Source organism: Lysobacter ciconiae, assembly GCF_015209725.1.
Taxonomy (GTDB): domain Bacteria; phylum Pseudomonadota; class Gammaproteobacteria; order Xanthomonadales; family Xanthomonadaceae; genus Novilysobacter; species Novilysobacter ciconiae.
Genome location: NZ_CP063656.1, coordinates 994,182 through 1,011,244, shown reverse-complemented (window position 1 = coordinate 1,011,244; position 17,063 = coordinate 994,182). Strand labels below are relative to the sequence as shown.

The window sequence follows — 17,063 nt, the reverse complement described above, 5'->3', positions numbered from 1 at the left end:
CATACTTGCCGCGTATGCAGACCCTCGAAGCATCGACGCATCCTCTCGACACCCTCTCGCAGGCTCCCACGATCGTGTGGGTGATGATTGCCGGGGAATGCCTGGCGATCATCCTTTCCCTGGCACCCGGCCTTCACGGAGACCGGGTCGTTTATTTCGGCCTCGCCTCGCTAATGATCCAGTGGGTCTCGCTGATCACTCTCTCGTGGATATTTCTTTTTCAAAGACGGCTGCGGACCGTGAGTCCGCAGCGTTTAGCTTGGGTGGTTCTAGCCTTTCTGCTCCTCGACACGTGGGTGGTTCTCGCGCTTGCGTGGCTGCTCGCCAGTGGCAGCTGGCCGATGGAGCCGGGCGGTTGGATGCTCCTGACAGCACGCGTGACGGGGATTGCACTCGCCTTTGGCTTCCTGGGAGTAGCCGCATTCCAAAACCACTGGCGTGGCCGCCTCCACGCCGTCCGCGCCAAGCAGTCCGAGCTGCAGGCGCTGCAGGCCCGCATCCGCCCCCACTTCCTGTTCAACACGCTCAACACGGGCGCGGCGCTGGTGCACGAGCGGCCGGAGGAGGCGGAGCGTCTGCTGCTCGACCTGGCGGACCTGTTCCGCGCCGCGCTGGGCGGACCGCGGCAGATCCTGCTGGCGGATGAGCTGTCGCTTGCGCGCCGCTATCTGGAAATCGAGGCGCTGCGATTTGGTGATCGGCTCACGGTGCACTGGCACCTGCCGCGCGAGCTGCCGGCGGTGACGGTCCCGGCACTTTCCATCCAGCCGCTGGTCGAGAACGCGGTGCGTCATGGGGTCGAGCGCCTCCCGCAGGGCGATGTGGATGTGCGGGTGACCACGACGCCGGATCACGTCGTCGTCCGGATTAGCAACCCCCTGCCGCCTCGCGACGGCACCGCGTCAACCGGTCACCAGGTCGGTCTGAATGCGTCCCAGGTGCGGATCGAGGCGATGACGGACGGTCGCGGCAGCGTCCAGACGCAGGTCGAGGATGGACGCTTCATCGCCACGGTCCGGCTGCCTGTAGGCGTCTGAGCGTCAGGCAACCACGCGATAACAGGGCTTGTAGTCGCCGGCGATCTTCATCCGCCGTTGCTCGACAAACGCCAGCAACAAGGCGTCCAGCGAGGCCATGATCTCCGGATCGCCGTGGATCTCGAACGGGCCGTGCTCCTCGATGCGACGCAGGCCGTCTTCCTTGACGTTGCCGGCCACGATGCCGGAGAAGGCGCGGCGCAGGTCGGCTGCCAGTTCGAACGGTTTGCGGCCGTGGTGCAGGTCCAGCGCCGCCATCGCTTCGTGGGTCGGAATAAACGGCTGCTGGAACTCCAGGGGGACATTGAGCGACCAGTTGAAGAAGAACGAGTCGCGCATGTTCAGGCGGTGCTCGCGTACCTTGCGGACACCGTTCGCCATACGCCGGGCGACCGCGGTCGGATCGCCGGTGATGATCTGGTACAGGCGGGTCGCGGCATCGCCCAGGGTCAAGCGGATGAACCGGTCGATCTGTTCAAAATACGGCGCCGCGCTGGTTGGACCGCTGAACACCAGCGGGAACGGCACGTCGGCGTTCTCCTCGCGCAACAGGATGCCCAGCAGGTAGAGGATCTCCTCCGCGGTACCCACGCCGCCGGGGAACACCACGATGCCGTGCCCAAGCCGCACGAAGGCCTCCAGGCGCTTCTCGATATCCGGCATGATCACCAGGTGGTTCACGATCGGGTTGGGCGACTCGGCCGCGATGATGCCCGGCTCGGTGACGCCGATATAGCGCATGTGGCGCTTGCGCTGCTTGGCGTGCGCGATCGTCGCGCCCTTCATCGGGCCCTTCATTGCGCCCGGACCGCATCCGGTGCAGATGTCCAGCCCGCGCAGACCCAGCTCGTAGCCGACCTCCTTGGTATAGAGGTACTCCTCGCGATTGATCGAGTGGCCGCCCCAGCACACGACCAGGTTGGGGTCGGCGGGCAGCAGCGCCTGGGCGTTGCGCAGGAGGCCGAAGACCGCGTCGGTGATGCCCTCGCTGCTGTGCAGGTCGCGATCGCCCTCCTGCCCCAGCTCGATCGAGCGGTAGGCCAGGTCGCGTACCACCGCGGCCAGGAGCTCGGCCACGCCGTGGATGATCTCGCCGTCCACGAACGCCATCGCCGGGGCGTGCTGCAGGTCGATGCGCACGCCGCGATCCTGCTGGTGGACCTGGATGTCGAAGTTCGGATACAGCTCCTGCGCGGCGCGCGGATCGTCGGAGGTGCTGCCGCTGGTCATGACCGCCAGCGCGCAACGGCGCAGCAGATCGTGCATGCCGCCACTGGACGCATCGGCCAGGCGCGCGACTTCCTTGCGCGAAAGAATGTCCAGCCCCCCGCGCGGATGGATCCGCGCGTTGACGGTCGGCAGGACGGCGTTGCTGGGATGACTCATTTGCGGGTGTTTCCTTCTTGTTTTTCGCTTGACCGGGCGACTTTAACGCAGACACATGAAAACGGCCGGGTTTCCCCGGCCGCTTCCGTCGTGCATCGTCCTGACCGGAATCAGAACTTGTACTTGAAGCTCAACATCATCGACCAGCGCGACACGGCGGTGTTCCCCTTGTCGTTGTTGTTTTCCTGGACCTGCGCATTGTCGGTGGAACCGGAGAAGTTGTAGACGTACTTGCCGGTGACCGGGTCAATACCGGCGTAGTTGACCACGCGACGGGTCGCGTAGAAGCCGTAGTCCTCGATCAGGCCCCAGTCCTTGTTGAGCAGGTTGCCAACGTTCATCACGTCGAGCGCGAGCTCGGCCTTGTGGCCCTTGAAGAAGCCGGGCAGTTCCTGGCTGACGCGGACGTCGAAGCTGTTGGTCCAGCCGGCGCGGAAGCCGTTAGCCGGAGCCACGCTGCCACGATGGCCCTGCAACTCGGGGGCGTTGGTGGCCATCCAGTCGAAGAACTGCTGCTCCATCGCGGCACCACCGGTCCACATCACGTCGCCCGGGCCGGCCGGCACGTAGAACAGGTCGTTGGTGTTGGCACCGTCGCCGTTGGCGTCGTTGTAGTAGATGTAGCTGTACGGACGACCCGAGCGGCCTTCGTAGAACAGGCCGACGCTGGTGGTGTTGTCACCGAAGAAGTCGTGCTGCCACTGCAGGGTTCCGGTGACGCGGTCCTTGATTGCGTAGCGCGAGTCGTAGGCCACGTTCTCGTTGGCGTTGTAGATCAGCGTGTTGCCCCAGTTCGAGGTGTTCTGCGAGCTGGTCAGCGGGCTGACTTCCTTGGCCTGGGTAAACGTGTAACCCAGCGACCAGCCCCAGTTCTCGGTCATCGGCTTGCTCAGCGAGAAGGTCGCCTGCGAGCTGCTGCCCTTGCTGGTGTTGCGCAGCAGGAGCACGTCGCCGATGTCGCCGGGACGGTTGGCCTTGACGTCCGGGCAGTTGCCCGCGGCGACCACGGCGGCGCTGCAGTTGTTGCCACCGATCCTGCCCGCTTCCATGCCGAACCGGCCAGCGTTGGCCGGATTGCGGCCGGCCGCGTTCCAGTAGTTGTCGCGGCCGTCCATGGTGCCGGTGAACGTCGGGTTCATCACGTCCAGACGCTCGAAGTAGATGCCGTCATTGACCTTGGTGAACAGGACCTCCGCCGACGCCACGATGCCGTGCCACGGCAACTCGTGATCGAAGGCCAGGTTGGTCTTCCAGACCGACGGCAGCTTGGTGCCCGGCTCGATCAGGTCGACGTTCTGGCGCGCTGCGCCCGGCGTGAGGCCGGCGGTGGACGGCGGCTGGGTCGGATCAAATACCGGGGCCTGGCCGCCGCGCAGATCGTACTCGACGTAGTTCAGGCCGGTGTTCTGGTACGCGCCGGCGAGCCAGACGTTCGGCGCTGCGCCGCCAAACAGGCCCACGCCGCCGCGCAGCTGGGTCGGACGGTCGCTGTCGAAGGTGTAGTTGAAGCCGACGCGCGGCTGCACCAGGTTGCTGTCGACCAGGTTGGTGTTGTTGTAGCCGTAGAGCTGCTCGATGCGCGCGTTGTACAGACGCTGGTCGCTGAAGGACGGCATGTCGACGCGAACGCCGGCCATCAGGTTCAGGTTGTAGTTGATCGCCCAGGTGTCCTGCAGGAACACGCCGGTGTTCTTGAGGGTGAAGCTGGCCGGGATGTCGGCGCGGCTGCCGCCCGGACGCGGAGCGCGCAACTGGTAGCGCGTCGGCGTGCCGGCAACGAATGCGTCCAGATCCTTGAACTCGTAGACGCCGTTGAGGTTGCGACCGTAGAAGTTCATCAGGTCGTTGTCGGAGTAGTCAAAGCCGAACTTGACGGTGTGGTCGCCGGCGTACCAGGTGGCCGCGCCGAACGCGCTCAGCTCCTTGCTCTCGATGATGTTGACGTGGGTGTTCTGCTCGGTGCCGAACAGCAACGCCGCGTTGTTGTCACCAAATCCGTTGATGCGGATCTGCGGCAGGTTGACGTTGGGCACGCGGTTGGCCGAGTAGTCCTTGTGCGAGACCTTGAACTCGGTGGAGAAGTTCTCGCTCCAGTCGGAGAACACCTCACCCATCCAGGTCTCGTAGATCTTCGGCTGGGAATACCAGTAGTTGCTCAGCGACACGGTGCCGGTGCCGATGCCCGGGAAGCGCATCACGTCCTGCTCCATCTTGTTGTAACGCAGGGCGGCGCGGTGACTGTCGTTGATGTTCCAGTCCAGCTTGACCGCGTACTCCTCGATCTCGGTCTTGCTGTCGGGCGCGGACAGGCCGCCGATGTCGTAGCCGCGGGCGGACATCAGGTTCTGCACGGTGGTGATGTCAGCGGCAGTGATGTCACCGGAGCCGAACGGGGTGCTTTCCAGCGCGACGCCGGGCGCGGAGCGCTCGTACTTCTCGTAGTTGGCAAAGAAGAACAGCTTGTCCTTGACGATCGGGCCGCCGAAGGTCATGCCGTAGGTCTGCTCGTCGTTGAAGCCGTTGAAGTCGCCGCGGTCGCCTTCCAGACGCGTGCGGACCAGGTCCTTGTCGCGGTAGGTGTAATACACCGTGCCGTGGTACTCGTTGGTACCCGACTTGGTGACCGCGTTGACCACCGCGCCGGTGCCGCCACTGATGGTGGTGTCGTAGTTGGCCAGGTCGATGGTGATCTCTTCGATCGCGTCCATCGAGACGGGCTGGCGCTCGGTCGGCAGGTTGTTGGATTCCAGGCCGAACGGATCGGACGCGCTGATGCCGTCGATGCGGATCGCGTTGTAGCGGGTGTTCTGGCCGCCGGCGGAAATCGCGCCGTCCGCCTTGCTGATCTGGGAGATGCGCGGATCCAGGCGGATGTAGTCCTGGATGTTGCGGTTGGCCGAGGGCAGCGCGTCAATGGTCTCGCGGGTGACGTTGGTGCCGGTACCCATCTTCTCTGCGCTGAAGATCTCCGAGCCGCCCATGGTCGCCACGGCCTGGACCGAGCCCAGGGTGGTCACGTCGTTGTTGAGCTGCGCGTTGACGGTCGCGACCTGGTTCAGCGGCAGGTAGATGTCATCCTGCGACCGGCTGCCGGCACCCGCCTTGTTGATCGTTACCGTGTACGGCCCACCCACGCGCAGACCGCGGGCGTTGTAGCGGCCGCTGGCATCGGTGGTGACTCGGCTGACCGTGCCCGACTCGGCATGGACGATGGTGACTTCAGCACCGGCGACCGGCTGGCCGTCGGCACCGATGACCTGGCCGCCAAGGCCGGCGGAGGTGCTCTGGGCGAAAACGGGGGCGGAAGCGAGGACGACGAGCAGTCCCAAAGTGAGCTTGGACAACCGGACGCGGCTGGGGTGGGTCATGGCAAAAGGGCCTCGGGCGTGGGTAACGGGCACGACCAGCGCCGACGCGCTGGCAGGATTTCCGGATCGCATGGATGTAAAAAACCGACTGCGTCGTCGGTTAACGGCAGTTTAACACGGAGAAACGATAGCTTGCGCGTGTTACCGGCCTATGACGAAAACGCACGGCGTGCGTGCTTGCCTCAGACCGCGATTCCCAGATACCCGACCAGACCGTCCAGGAACATCTGCACCGAAATCGCCACCAGCAGCATCCCCATCAGGCGTTCGACCGCGGTCAGCACACGCATGCCCAGCAGCTTGTACAGGTAGGTGGCCGAGAACAGGATCGCGGCCGTGGCTCCCCAGGCGATCAGCAGCGCCAGGCTCCACTCCATCAGCCGGCCCGGCTCGTTGCTGCCCAATAGCAGCACCGCGGCCATGCCTGAAGGGCCGGCCACCAGCGGGATCGCCAGCGGCACGATGAAGGGCTCGCCGTCCGGCAGCTCGCCCATCAACCCTTCCGGCGGCGGGAAGATCATCCGGATGCCGATCAGGAACAGCACGATGCCGCCGGCAATGGAGACCGAATCCTGACGCAGGTGCATGGCCTCCAGGGCGTACTTGCCGCCCCACAGGAACACCATCAGCACGCCCAGCGCGATCAGCAGCTCGCGCGCCAGCACATAGCGCTGCCGCTCCGGCGACAGCGTGCGAAGCATGCTCAGGAAGATCGGGATATTGCCCAGCGGATCCAGGATCAGGAACAGCAGAAGGGCGGCGGCGGTGATGGTCACGGTCGGCTGCTCATGCGTCGGGTGCCCAGACCTGTCCGCGATGGGCGACGCCGGCACTCGACAGCAGCGTCACGCACGCCGGCGCGTATCGCTCGGGATCGGTGGCGCGCTGGACGTCTTCCTCCACATACGCCTTGGCGCGCAGCGCCGTACGCATCGGCCCGGGTTGCAGCCCGGACACGCGCACCGTGGTGCTGGCCAATTCGGCGTGCAGCATGCCCACGAGACCTGCCAGCCCGTGCTGGGCCACGCCATACCCGCCCCAGAACGCCTTGCCCACCCGCGCCGGGTCGTCCATCGCGAATACGAGCGCAGCGTCCGGCGCCTGGGAGAGCAGCGGCAGGCACGCCTGGCTGAGCCACCACGGCGCGGTCAGGTTGACGTGGATCGCGCGCGCGAAGGCAGCCGGATCGGTGTGCAGCAAAGGGGTCAGTCCGGCAAATTCCGCCGCGCAATGCAGTACGCCGTCCAGCCGGCCCAGCTTGGCGCCGATGCGCTCGGCCATCTGCGCGTAATCGTCGGGCGAGGCCCCTTCGAGGTCCAGCGGATACAACATCGGCTCCGGGCCGGCCGCCGCAACGGCGTCGTAGACCCGGTTCAGGCGCGGCACCTTGCGGCCCGAGAGGATCAGCTGGGCCCCGGCCCGCGCGCAGGCGATGGCCGCCTGGCTGCCGAGTCCGCCGTGGGCGCCGGTCAGCAAAACCACGCGGCCGGCGAGCGCGTCGCTGTCGATCGTCTCCAATGCGGCGGTCACTGCGGCAAGGCCTCGCCGAGCATGCGCGCCAACTCACCGGACTCGGCCAACTCGGCGGTGATGTCGCTGCCGCCGATCAGCTCGCCATGGATGAACAACTGCGGGAACGTTGGCCAGTTGGAGTAGCGCGGCAGGTTGGCGCGGATTTCCGGCTCTTCCAGCACGTTGACGGTGTGCATGGCTGCACCGCCCGCCGCCAGCAGGATCTGCACGGCCCGGCTGGAAAACTGGCACATCGGGTATTGCGGGGTTCCCTTCATGAAAAGTACGACCGGGTGGCTTTCGACTGCGGTCCGGATCTGGTCCATCACCGGCATGCGCGCGGCTCCTGCAATGCGTCTCCCGCCATTGACGGCCCGGAAACAGGGGTGGGGATAGAATGGCTAATTGTAATGCCTCATCACGTTCGCGGCCCTACCCGGGCCGTGACCCCGTCCGTCCCTGCAAGGAGCCCGCCAATGGCCATCGAACTGCCACCGCTTCCGTTTGAACGCACCGCCCTGGAGCCGCACATCTCCGGCGAGACCATCGACTTCCACTACGGCAAGCATCACAAGGCCTACGTCGACAACCTCAACAAGATGATCGAAGGCACCGAGTTTGCCGACATGCCGCTTGAGGACATCATCCGCAAGTCGCAGGGCGGGATGTTCAACAACGCCGCCCAGGTCTGGAACCACACCTTCTACTGGAACTGCCTGAGCCCCAACGGCGGCGGCGAGCCGACCGGCAAGCTGGCCGAGGCGATCGACAAGTCCTTCGGCGACTTCGCCACGTTCAAGGAGCAGTTCAGCGATACCGCGGTCAAGACCTTCGGCTCCGGCTGGGGCTGGCTGGTGCAGCGCACCGACGGTTCGCTGGCGCTGGTCAGCACCTCCAACGCCAACACGCCGCTGACCGGCAGCGATACCGCGCTGCTGACCTGCGATGTGTGGGAGCACGCGTACTACATCGACTACCGCAACGCGCGGCCGAAGTACGTGGAAACGTTCTGGAAGCTGGTCAACTGGGACTTCGTGGCGTCGAACCTGACGTAAGCCGCACGCTACGCGTTGGATCGAGACGGCCGGAGAAATCCGGCCGTTTTTTTGTCGTTCGCTTGGGCGAGACCTGGCGTCCTTCACAGCGAATGTCCCCCGGCCTCCGCCGGCGGCGGAGGCCTCCTCCTTTACTTCGCTCCGAAGGACACCAGATCTCGCTGTCGGGCCGCAGCGGTAGGCCGAAAGCGAGACGCTGACCTTGCGCCCTGCAACCTCCGCCAAGCTGGCACGCCGGGGGTGATTGTCCTTGGGTGCGAAATAAAGGAGGAGGCACCGGCTTCATCGGTGCCGGGGGACATTCGCACCCAAGGACAATCACCTCCGCCCCCCCCGCAACCAACAAGCGCAGAGCTCTACCCGCCCTCAGCCCGCCGCCTCAACCGCCTCCGCCAGGCGCTCCACCGCAATCACTTCCATCGCGCCGATCTTCCCGCTGCGTGGCGCGTTGCCCTTGGGCACGATCGCGCGCTTGAAACCATGGGTGGCGGCCTCTTTCAGGCGGTCCTCGCCGTTGGGCACGGGGCGGATCTCGCCCGAGAGTCCGACCTCGCCGAAGGCAATCGTCTTCTCCGACAGCGGCCGGTCACGCAGACTCGACAGCACCGCCAGCAACACCGGCAGGTCGGCGGCGGTCTCCTGCACGCGGATGCCGCCGACGATGTTCACGAACACGTCCTGGTCCCCCACTCCCACCCCGGCATGCCGGTGCAGGACCGCCAACAGCATCGCCAGCCGGTTGCCTTCCATGCCGACAGCCACCCGGCGCGGGTTGGACAGCGGCGAGGCGTCCACCAGCGCCTGCACCTCGACCAGCAAAGGCCGCGTGCCCTCGCGGGTCACCATCACGCAGCTGCCGGGCTGGGCGGCGACACTGCCGGACAGGAAAATCGCCGACGGATTCGACACCTCGCGCAGGCCCTTGTCGCCCATCGCGAACACGCCCAGTTCGTTGACCGCGCCGAAGCGGTTCTTGAACGCGCGCAGGACGCGGAACCGGCTCCCCGACTCGCCCTCGAAGTACAGCACCGCATCGACCATGTGCTCGAGCACGCGCGGCCCGGCAATGCCCCCTTCCTTGGTCACGTGGCCGACCAGGAACACCGCGGTGCCGGTTTCCTTGGCGTAGCGCACCAGCCGCGCTGCGCTTTCACGGACCTGGCTGACCGAGCCGGGCGCGGCGGTCAGTGACTCGGTCCACAGGGTCTGGATGGAGTCGGCGACCAGCAGCCGCGGGGAGGTCGCGATCGCCTGCTCGAGAATCCGTTCCACGCCGGTTTCCGCCAGCGCGTTGACGCCGTCCAGCGACAGGCCAAGGCGCGCACCTCGCGCGGCGACCTGGGCCAGGGATTCCTCGCCCGTCACGTAGAGCGCGGGCAGTGACTCGGCCATCTTCGACACCGCCTGCAACAGCAGCGTCGATTTGCCGATGCCCGGATCCCCGCCCACCAGGACCACCGACCCGGCGACCATGCCCCCGCCGAGGACACGGTCCAGCTCACCGATGCCGGTGGAGACGCGCGACTCGCCCGAGTGGCTGACGTCCTTGAGCGCGGTGACCTTGGGCGGATCGACCTTGCCTGCCCAGCCGCTGCGGCGCGCGGGAGCGGCGCTCTTCTGTGCCGCGGCGGACTCGATCACGAACTCCGTCAGCGTGTTCCATTCACCGCAGTCCGCACACTGCCCCTGCCACTTGTTGTGGTCGGAGCCGCATTCCGAGCAGACGTAGGCAACCTTCGCCTTGGCGGCGGGCTTGGCGGGCGATTTGCTGGCAAAGGACATGGGCGGCATCGAAACGGGCGGGACGCCACTTTAGCGGCCCCCTGTCGCACCGCGGGAGATCCACGGCAGAACCTTTGCACAGCGTCCGCGAAGGTTTGTCCCGCTCAGACCTTGTAGTAGTCGCGATACCAGTCAACGAAGTTCGCCACGCCGGTCTCCACCGAAACCTGCGGCCGGTAATCCACCGCCTTGATCAGCTCGGAAACATCGGCCTCGGTATCGGGCACGTCGCCGGCCTGCAGCGGCAGCAGCTCCATCTGCGCCTTGCGGCCCAGGCACTGCTCCAGCACTTCGATGTAGCGCAGCAACTCGACCGTGCTCTCGTTGCCGATATTGAACACGCGGTAGGGTGCGTTGCTGGTCGCGGGATCGGGCGCGGCGGCATTCCAGTCAGGGTTGGCGACCGGCGGATGGTCCAGGCTGCGGATGACGCCTTCGACGATGTCATCGACGTAGGTGAAGCTGCGCTTGTGGTGGCCGTGGTTGAACACCTTGATCGGCTCCCCGGCGAGGATCGCCCTGGTGAACAGGAACAAGGCCATGTCCGGCCGACCCCACGGCCCGTACACGGTGAAAAAGCGCAGGCCGGTGCTGGGGATGCCGTAGAGGTGCGCGTAGCTGTGCGCCATCATCTCGTTGGCTTTCTTGGTCGCCGCGTACAGCGTCAACGGATGCTCGGTGGACTGATGCTCGGAGAACGGCATCGTCGTGTTGGCGCCGTAGACCGAGCTGGTGGACGCGAAGACCAGATGCTCGACACCGTGGTGGCGACAGCCCTCGAGGATGTGTAGAAAGCCGGTGACGTTGCTGGACACATAGACGTGCGGGTTCTGCGCCGCATAGCGCACACCGGCCTGCGCAGCCAGGTTCACCACGCGTTGCGGCTTGTGCGTCGCAAATGCGGTTCCCACCGCCTCGCGGTCGGCGAGATCGGCCTGGATGTGGGTGTAACCGGGATGGTCCATGAAACGCGCCAGTCGCGCCTGCTTCAGGGTCACGTCGTAGTAGTCGCTGAGATTGTCGAAGCCGACCACTTCATCGCCGCGCTCCAGCAGGCGCATGGCGAGATGGGAGCCGATAAATCCGGCGGTGCCGGTCACAAGCACTTTCATGGAGGTTCCACATTGGCCCGCGGAGGGCCGGAAACCATGCATCATAGAGTGTCCGAACGCCAAGCATCGCGCATTTGATGGGGTGGCCGGGTGCCGGGTGCCGATAGTGTTGCGTGTGAATGTCCCCCGGCACCGATAAAACCGGTGCCTCCTCCTTTATTTCACACGCAACACTATCGGCACCCGTCGTTGCAGCAACGGCAGGATCGCAGAGCGCAGATCCGACAGTATCAACGCGGCCTGCAGGCCTTCGGGGCGAAGTAAAGGAGGAGGCACTCGCCGCAGGCGGGGGCCGGGGGACATTCGCCCGGAAGGCCTGCAGGTCGCGTCCCACGTGACCATGGCCACGGCCCCCGCAAACGCGTGAGAATGACGCCCCACTCGAAGCCATACCTCGCCCGGAGAAGCCAGCCAGTGACTGACGCCACGACGGAAGGTGACCTGAAGGACACACCCACCGAGCACACCCCGTTGATGCGCCAGTTTTTCCGGGAAAAAGCCGCGCATCCCGACGTGCTGCTGTTCTTCCGTATGGGCGATTTCTACGAGTTGTTCTACGACGACGCGCGCAAGGCGGCGCGGCTGCTCGACATCACCCTGACCCAGCGCGGCAATTCCGCCGGCCAGCCGATCCCGATGGCGGGTGTCCCGCATCACGCCGCGGAAGGGTATCTGGCCCGCCTGGTCGCCCTGGGCGAGTCGGTCGCCATCTGCGAGCAGATCGGCGATCCCGCCACCAGCAAGGGGCTGGTCGAGCGCAAGGTGGTGCGCATCGTCACTCCGGGCACGGTCACCGACGAGGCGCTGCTGAGCGAACGCCGCGACACCCTTCTGCTGGCCGTCTCCCGCGGAAAGAGCGGCTATGGAATCGCGTGGGCGGACCTGGCCGGTGGGCGTTTCCTGGTCAACGAGGTGGCCAGCGAAGACGCACTGGAGGCCGAGCTGGCGCGTCTGGAACCGGCGGAGTTGCTGTGCGCGGATGAGGACGGCTGGCCGGTGTTCGTCAGCGAGCGCAGCGGCGTGCGCGTGCGGCCGCCGTGGCTGTTCGATGCCGACAGCGGTCGCCGCCAGCTGCTGAAGTTCTTCGGCCTGCACGATCTGTCCGGTTTCGGGCTGGAGGACAAGCCACTGGCGATTGCCGCCGCGTCCGCCCTGCTCGGCTATGTCGAGGAAACCCAGAAGCAGCGCCTGCCGCACCTGACGGCGATCGCGGTGGAATCGGGCGATGGCGCGATCGCGATGAACGCACCGACCCGCCGCCATCTGGAGCTTGACTCGCGCATGGATGGCGACAGCAAGCACACCCTGTTGGGCGTGCTGGACACCTCGGTCACGCCGATGGGCGGCCGCCTGCTGCGACGCTGGCTGCACCGGCCGTTGCGCGATCACGACATCCTCCGCCGGCGGCACCATGCGGTCGAGACACTGTCCGGTCCCGCCGGGGAGACCCTGCGAACGCACTTCCGCGCACTGGGTGACCTGGAGCGGATCCTGACCCGGATCGCCCTGCGCAGTGCCCGTCCCCGCGACCTGTCCACCCTGCGCGATGGCCTGGCCATGCTGCCGGACGTACGCAAGGGTCTCGACCCCCTGGACTCCCCCTTGCTGGATCGCCTCTCGGCCGAGCTGGGCGAGCACGCGGACCACGCCGACCTGCTCGAATCGGCGCTCGTCGAGCAGCCGCCGGTCCTCGCCCGCGACGGCGGCATCTTTGCCAGCGGTTACGACACCGAGCTTGACGAGCTGCGCACCCTTTCGAGCACCGCCGACCAGTACCTGATCGACCTGGAAAGCCGCGAGCGCGAGGCCAGCGGCATCCCGACGCTGAAGGTCGGCTACAACCGCGTGCATGGCTACTATCTGGAAGTCAGCAAGGCCCACGCCGCCAAGGCCCCCACCCATTACACCCGGCGCCAGACCCTGACCAACGCCGAGCGCTACATCACCGAGGAGTTGAAGGCCTTCGAGGACAAGGTCCTCTCCGCCCGCGAGCGTGCGCTGACCCGCGAGCGCCTGCTCTACGAGCAGTTGCTGGACACCCTGGGCGAGCAGTTGGAACCCCTGAAGCGATGCGCCGCCGCGCTGGCGGAGCTGGACGTGTTGGCCTGCCTGGCCGAACGTGCGCAGGCGCTGGACTGGTCCAGACCACAGCTGACTGGCGAACCCGGCATCGCCATCGAACGCGGCCGTCACCCGGTGGTGGAAGCGGTGCGCAGCGAGCCCTTCGAGCCCAATGACCTGGTGATGCACGACGAGCGCCGCATGCTCGTGATCACCGGTCCGAACATGGGCGGCAAGAGCACCTACATGCGCCAGAACGCGCTGATCGTGCTGCTGGCCCACATCGGCAGCTTCGTACCGGCCTCGCGCGCCGTGATCGGCCCGATCGACCGCATCCTGACCCGGATCGGCGCCGGCGACGACTTGGCCAAGGGCCAGTCCACCTTCATGGTCGAGATGAGCGAGACCAGCTACATCCTGCATCACGCGACCGAGCAGTCGCTGGTGCTGATGGACGAGATCGGCCGCGGCACCTCGACCTACGACGGTCTCGCGTTGGCCGAGGCCTGCGCCCGCCATCTTGCCCACCACAACCGAGCCTGGACCCTGTTCGCCACCCACTATTTCGAACTGACAACGTTGGCCGAGCCCGGCAGCGGCATCGCCAACGTCCACCTGGACGCCGTCGAGCACCACGACCGCGAGCACGGCGACACTCTGGTGTTCATGCATGCGGTCAAGGACGGCCCGGCGAACCGCAGCTTCGGTTTGCAGGTGGCGGCGCTCGCCGGTCTGCCGCGCGAGGTGATCGGCCAGGCACGTGGCCGTCTGGCGGAGCTGGAGCAGCAGAGTCGGGATGCGCCGAAGCCTGCGATGACGGCGGCCGCCCTGGACCAGCCCCAGCAGATCGGCCTGTTCGCGCCCTCATCGGCCGCGCTGGACGCCTTGGCCAAGCTGGATCCGGACGAATTGACGCCGCGCCAGGCGCTGGAGGCGCTGTACCGGATCAAGGCGCTGGCGTAGACCGCCGAGCCGTTACAGCGCGTCGATATCGCCCAGCGCACGGATCAGTCGGCGGGCGCGTTTGTCGGGCTTGGTCCTGGGTGCCTCGTAGCCGACGCGGCCAGCCGCACGCATCGCCCGGGCCTCTTCGCGCGCGACCTTGGACTCCTCGGACTCGCGATACAGGTTTTGCGCGACAGTCGCAGAGCCGCGCTTGCTGGCGAGCGCGAGAACGGTGATCTCGAAGGTTTCTTCCCCGCGGGTCACCCGCAGGACATCATCAACCCGGACCCCGCGCGAGACCTTGGGGCGCTGGCCATCGACCTCGACCTTGCCGCTTTCAATCGCCTGGCGCGACAGCGTGCGGTTCTTGAAGAACCGCGCCGCCCACAGCCACAGGTCGAGGCGAACGGTGCCGGAAGCGTCTGTCACCGCCAATCCTGCGAGCGACCGCGGCACGGGTCACCGACGATCCCCGCCGCACAGACACACAAAAGCCGCCCGAAGGCGGCCTTGTGGTGCAGCGGATGCATCATCGCCAGATGGATTACTTGGCGGCTTCCGCAGCAGCGGCGGCAGCGGCTTTCGCCTCGGCCTTGAACTTGGCCGCACCGGCCAGGTCTTCCTTGATGCGCGCCTTGCGACCTTCCAGACCACGCAGGTAGTACAGCTTGCCCGCGCGGACCTTGCCGCGGCGCTTCACTTCGACCGAGTCGATGACCAGGCTGTGGCTCTGGAACACGCGCTCCACACCGAAGCCGTGCGAGATCTTGCGCACAGTGAACGCGGAGTTGAGACCGGCGTTCTTCATTGCGATGACCACGCCCTCATAGGCCTGCACGCGCTCGCGGGTGCCTTCCTTGACCTTGACGTTGACGACGATGGTGTCGCCGGGGCCGAAGACCGGCAGTTCGCGGGTGACCTGCTCGGATTCGAATTCTTGCAGCAGCGTATGGATCGAGGGCTTCTTCATGGGTGCGGCCTGTTGGAGTAGTTGTAGCGCGAGTGCACGTGGACCCGCGTCTGGCGTAATTAGTGTCAAGCGGCGAATTGTAGCGGAGATGGGGCGATCATTGCCAGTGCTGGCTGTACGGGCGTGTTCGCCCCCGGTGGGCGCCAGGGAGTCGCGGCTGAAGGCGAAATCCCGGCTTCAGCTGGCGGTATCGGGTTCCGCTTGCTCGGCCCGCCACTGCTCCAGCAGTTTGCGATCGGCCTTCGACAGCGCGGACTCGTCGAACAGATCCGGGCGACGCCGCATCGTCCTCACAAGCGACTGTTGCCGTCGCCAGCGCGCGATGTCGCCGTGGTTGCCAGACATCAACACATCCGGCACCGATCCCAGCTCGTGCGAGACCGGCCGCGTGTAATGCGGGCAGTCGAGAAATCCGTCTTCAAAGCTGTCCTGGACGGCGGACTCGGCGTCGTTCAAGGCACCCTCCTGCAGCCGGGCCACCGCATCGACCACGACCGCGGCCGCCAGCTCGCCACCGGAAAGCACGTAATCACCGATGGAGAGTTCCTCGTCGACCTCGGCGGCAATCAGGCGTTCATCGATACCCTCGTACCTGCCGCACAACAGCAGCAGCCGCTCACGGCCCGCAAGCTCGTGCACTTTTGCCTGGGTCAGTGGTGCCCCCTGGGGGCTCAGGTAGATGGTCCGCACCGGCCGCGGGTCCGCCGCGCGGGCGGCGTTCAATGCCGAGCGCAGCGGATCGATCAGCATCACCATTCCCGGACCGCCGCCGAACGGCCGATCATCGACCCGCCGATAATTGCCCTGCGCATGGTCGCGCGGATTCCAGCCGTGCAGCGACAGCAGGCCCCGCTCCACCGCACGTCCGGTCACGCCAAAGACGGCGCACTGGGCAATGAAGTCCGGGAACAGGCTGATCACATCGATGCGCATGCCGGCGCTAGAACTCGGGATCCCAATCGACGGTGACCAGTCCCTGCTCCAGGTCGATGGCGGTGACGTATTGCGGCTGGACGAACGGAATCATCCGTTCGCGCTCGTCGTCACGCGCCACCAGCACGTCGTTGGCGCCGGTGGAAAACAGGTGGGATACGCGCCCCAGGTCGACACCCTCGACGTTGCGGACCCGCAGGCCTTCCAGATCGGCCCAGTAATACTCACCGGGCGCCGGCGGCGGCAATGCGCTGCGCGGCACATGGATCTCAAGCCCGGTCAGCGCTTCGGCAGCGTCGCGGTCTGCCACTTCGGGGAAGATGGCGAGCACGTGCTTGCCGGTGTCCCTCCCGCGCACGCCGCTGCACGCACGCTCGTTGCCCTGTGCATCGCGCAGGGTCCAGGGCTGGTAGCGGAAAATGGCGTCGCGAGGCTCGGTCCAGGATTCGATCCTGACCTCCCCACGCAGACCAATGGCACCAAGCACCCTGCCAAGGAGGATGCGGTGCCCGGAGTCATTCATCGTGGTTGGCAGTGCGCCAGGCGCACCGCCGGTAAATCAGGCCGCGGCCGGAGCCGTAGCGGTGGCCGGAGCATCAACCGACTTCAAGGCTTCCTTGTACAGCAGGGCGACCTTGTCGGACATCTGCGCGCCGGTACCGACCCAGTGCTTCACGCGCTCGGTGTTGAGCTCCACGCGCTTCTCGCCACCAGCGGCAACCGGATTGTAGAAACCCAGCCGTTCGATGTTGCGGCCGTCACGGGCGCTGCGGCTGTCGGTAACGATGATGTGGTAGAAGGGACGCTTCTTGGCGCCGCCGCGGGTCAGTCGAATCTTGACCATGATCTGTGATGTCCTGTGGTGCCCAGTCGCCGGAATGGCGAGGTAAGCCCGCAATTGT

General features: G+C 66.2%; 15 protein-coding genes. 3 read left to right on the top strand and 12 right to left on the bottom strand.

The annotated features are described in order from the left end of the window. Positions 1-14 precede the first annotated feature (14 nt). Entirely contained in the window at positions 15-1,037 is a 1,023-nt protein-coding gene (locus INQ41_RS04630; protein ID WP_193986632.1) for a sensor histidine kinase, read from the top strand. Positions 1,038-1,040: 3 nt separating this feature from the next. Here the strand turns inward: INQ41_RS04630 and ppnN are convergent, their stop codons facing one another. From ppnN to grxD, 5 genes are all read right to left on the bottom strand, one after another. Continuing rightward, complete coding sequence (ppnN, locus tag INQ41_RS04625; RefSeq protein WP_193986631.1) at positions 1,041-2,423, bottom strand: nucleotide 5'-monophosphate nucleosidase PpnN; 1,383 nt, start codon at positions 2,421-2,423, stop codon at positions 1,041-1,043. A 110-nt stretch (positions 2,424-2,533) separates the two neighbouring features. Continuing rightward, positions 2,534-5,791 (bottom strand): TonB-dependent receptor, encoded by a 3,258-nt coding sequence (locus tag INQ41_RS04620; protein ID WP_193986629.1) that lies wholly within the window; start codon positions 5,789-5,791, stop codon positions 2,534-2,536. Between the two features lie 182 nt (positions 5,792-5,973). After that, positions 5,974-6,567, bottom strand: a complete 594-nt coding sequence (locus tag INQ41_RS04615) for a MarC family protein (RefSeq protein ID WP_193986627.1) — start codon at positions 6,565-6,567, stop codon at positions 5,974-5,976. A gap of 10 nt (positions 6,568-6,577) precedes the next feature. Beyond that, positions 6,578-7,321 carry an SDR family NAD(P)-dependent oxidoreductase gene (locus tag INQ41_RS04610; protein ID WP_228076705.1) on the bottom strand — a complete coding sequence of 248 codons (744 nt, stop codon included), beginning with the start codon at positions 7,319-7,321 and terminating at the stop codon, positions 6,578-6,580. Further along, the gene (gene grxD / locus INQ41_RS04605; protein ID WP_193986626.1) at positions 7,318-7,638 is read right to left on the bottom strand and encodes a Grx4 family monothiol glutaredoxin; all 321 of its coding nucleotides are present in this window, start codon (positions 7,636-7,638) and stop codon (positions 7,318-7,320) included. The genes INQ41_RS04610 and grxD overlap by 4 nt, the downstream gene beginning before the upstream one ends. A 141-nt stretch (positions 7,639-7,779) precedes the next feature. Between grxD and INQ41_RS04600 the strand changes: the two genes are divergently transcribed. Continuing rightward, positions 7,780-8,358, top strand: coding sequence for a superoxide dismutase (locus INQ41_RS04600; RefSeq protein WP_193986624.1), 579 nt, complete (start codon positions 7,780-7,782; stop codon positions 8,356-8,358). Between the two features lie 366 nt (positions 8,359-8,724). Here the strand turns inward: INQ41_RS04600 and radA are convergent, their stop codons facing one another. Both radA and INQ41_RS04590 read right to left on the bottom strand, forming a co-directional pair. Beyond that, positions 8,725-10,140, bottom strand: a complete 1,416-nt coding sequence (gene radA / locus INQ41_RS04595) for a DNA repair protein RadA (protein ID WP_193986622.1) — start codon at positions 10,138-10,140, stop codon at positions 8,725-8,727. Positions 10,141-10,244: 104 nt separating this feature from the next. Beyond that, positions 10,245-11,252 (bottom strand): NAD-dependent epimerase, encoded by a 1,008-nt coding sequence (locus INQ41_RS04590; protein ID WP_193986620.1) that lies wholly within the window; start codon positions 11,250-11,252, stop codon positions 10,245-10,247. Positions 11,253-11,726: 474 nt separating this feature from the next. Here INQ41_RS04590 and mutS point away from each other — a divergent pair, with 474 nt between their 5' ends. Next, complete coding sequence (gene mutS, locus INQ41_RS04585; RefSeq protein ID WP_228076777.1) at positions 11,727-14,276, top strand: DNA mismatch repair protein MutS; 2,550 nt, start codon at positions 11,727-11,729, stop codon at positions 14,274-14,276. A 12-nt stretch (positions 14,277-14,288) separates the two neighbouring features. On the opposite strand, the gene INQ41_RS04580 is transcribed toward mutS, so the two are convergent. The 5 genes from INQ41_RS04580 to rpsP form a co-directional block, all read right to left on the bottom strand. Next, positions 14,289-14,693 carry an RNA-binding S4 domain-containing protein gene (locus INQ41_RS04580; protein ID WP_407074248.1) on the bottom strand — a complete coding sequence of 135 codons (405 nt, stop codon included), beginning with the start codon at positions 14,691-14,693 and terminating at the stop codon, positions 14,289-14,291. Between the two features lie 109 nt (positions 14,694-14,802). Next, positions 14,803-15,228, bottom strand: coding sequence for a 50S ribosomal protein L19 (rplS, locus tag INQ41_RS04575; RefSeq protein ID WP_193986617.1), 426 nt, complete (start codon positions 15,226-15,228; stop codon positions 14,803-14,805). 177 nt (positions 15,229-15,405) lie between these two features. Further along, positions 15,406-16,161 carry a tRNA (guanosine(37)-N1)-methyltransferase TrmD gene (gene trmD / locus INQ41_RS04570; RefSeq protein WP_193986616.1) on the bottom strand — a complete coding sequence of 252 codons (756 nt, stop codon included), beginning with the start codon at positions 16,159-16,161 and terminating at the stop codon, positions 15,406-15,408. A gap of 7 nt (positions 16,162-16,168) precedes the next feature. Next, positions 16,169-16,684: a ribosome maturation factor RimM gene (rimM, locus tag INQ41_RS04565; protein WP_193986615.1), complete on the bottom strand. Its 516-nt coding sequence runs from the start codon at positions 16,682-16,684 to the stop codon at positions 16,169-16,171. A gap of 36 nt (positions 16,685-16,720) precedes the next feature. Beyond that, positions 16,721-17,005 carry a 30S ribosomal protein S16 gene (gene rpsP / locus INQ41_RS04560; protein WP_193986614.1) on the bottom strand — a complete coding sequence of 95 codons (285 nt, stop codon included), beginning with the start codon at positions 17,003-17,005 and terminating at the stop codon, positions 16,721-16,723. Positions 17,006-17,063 lie beyond the last annotated feature (58 nt).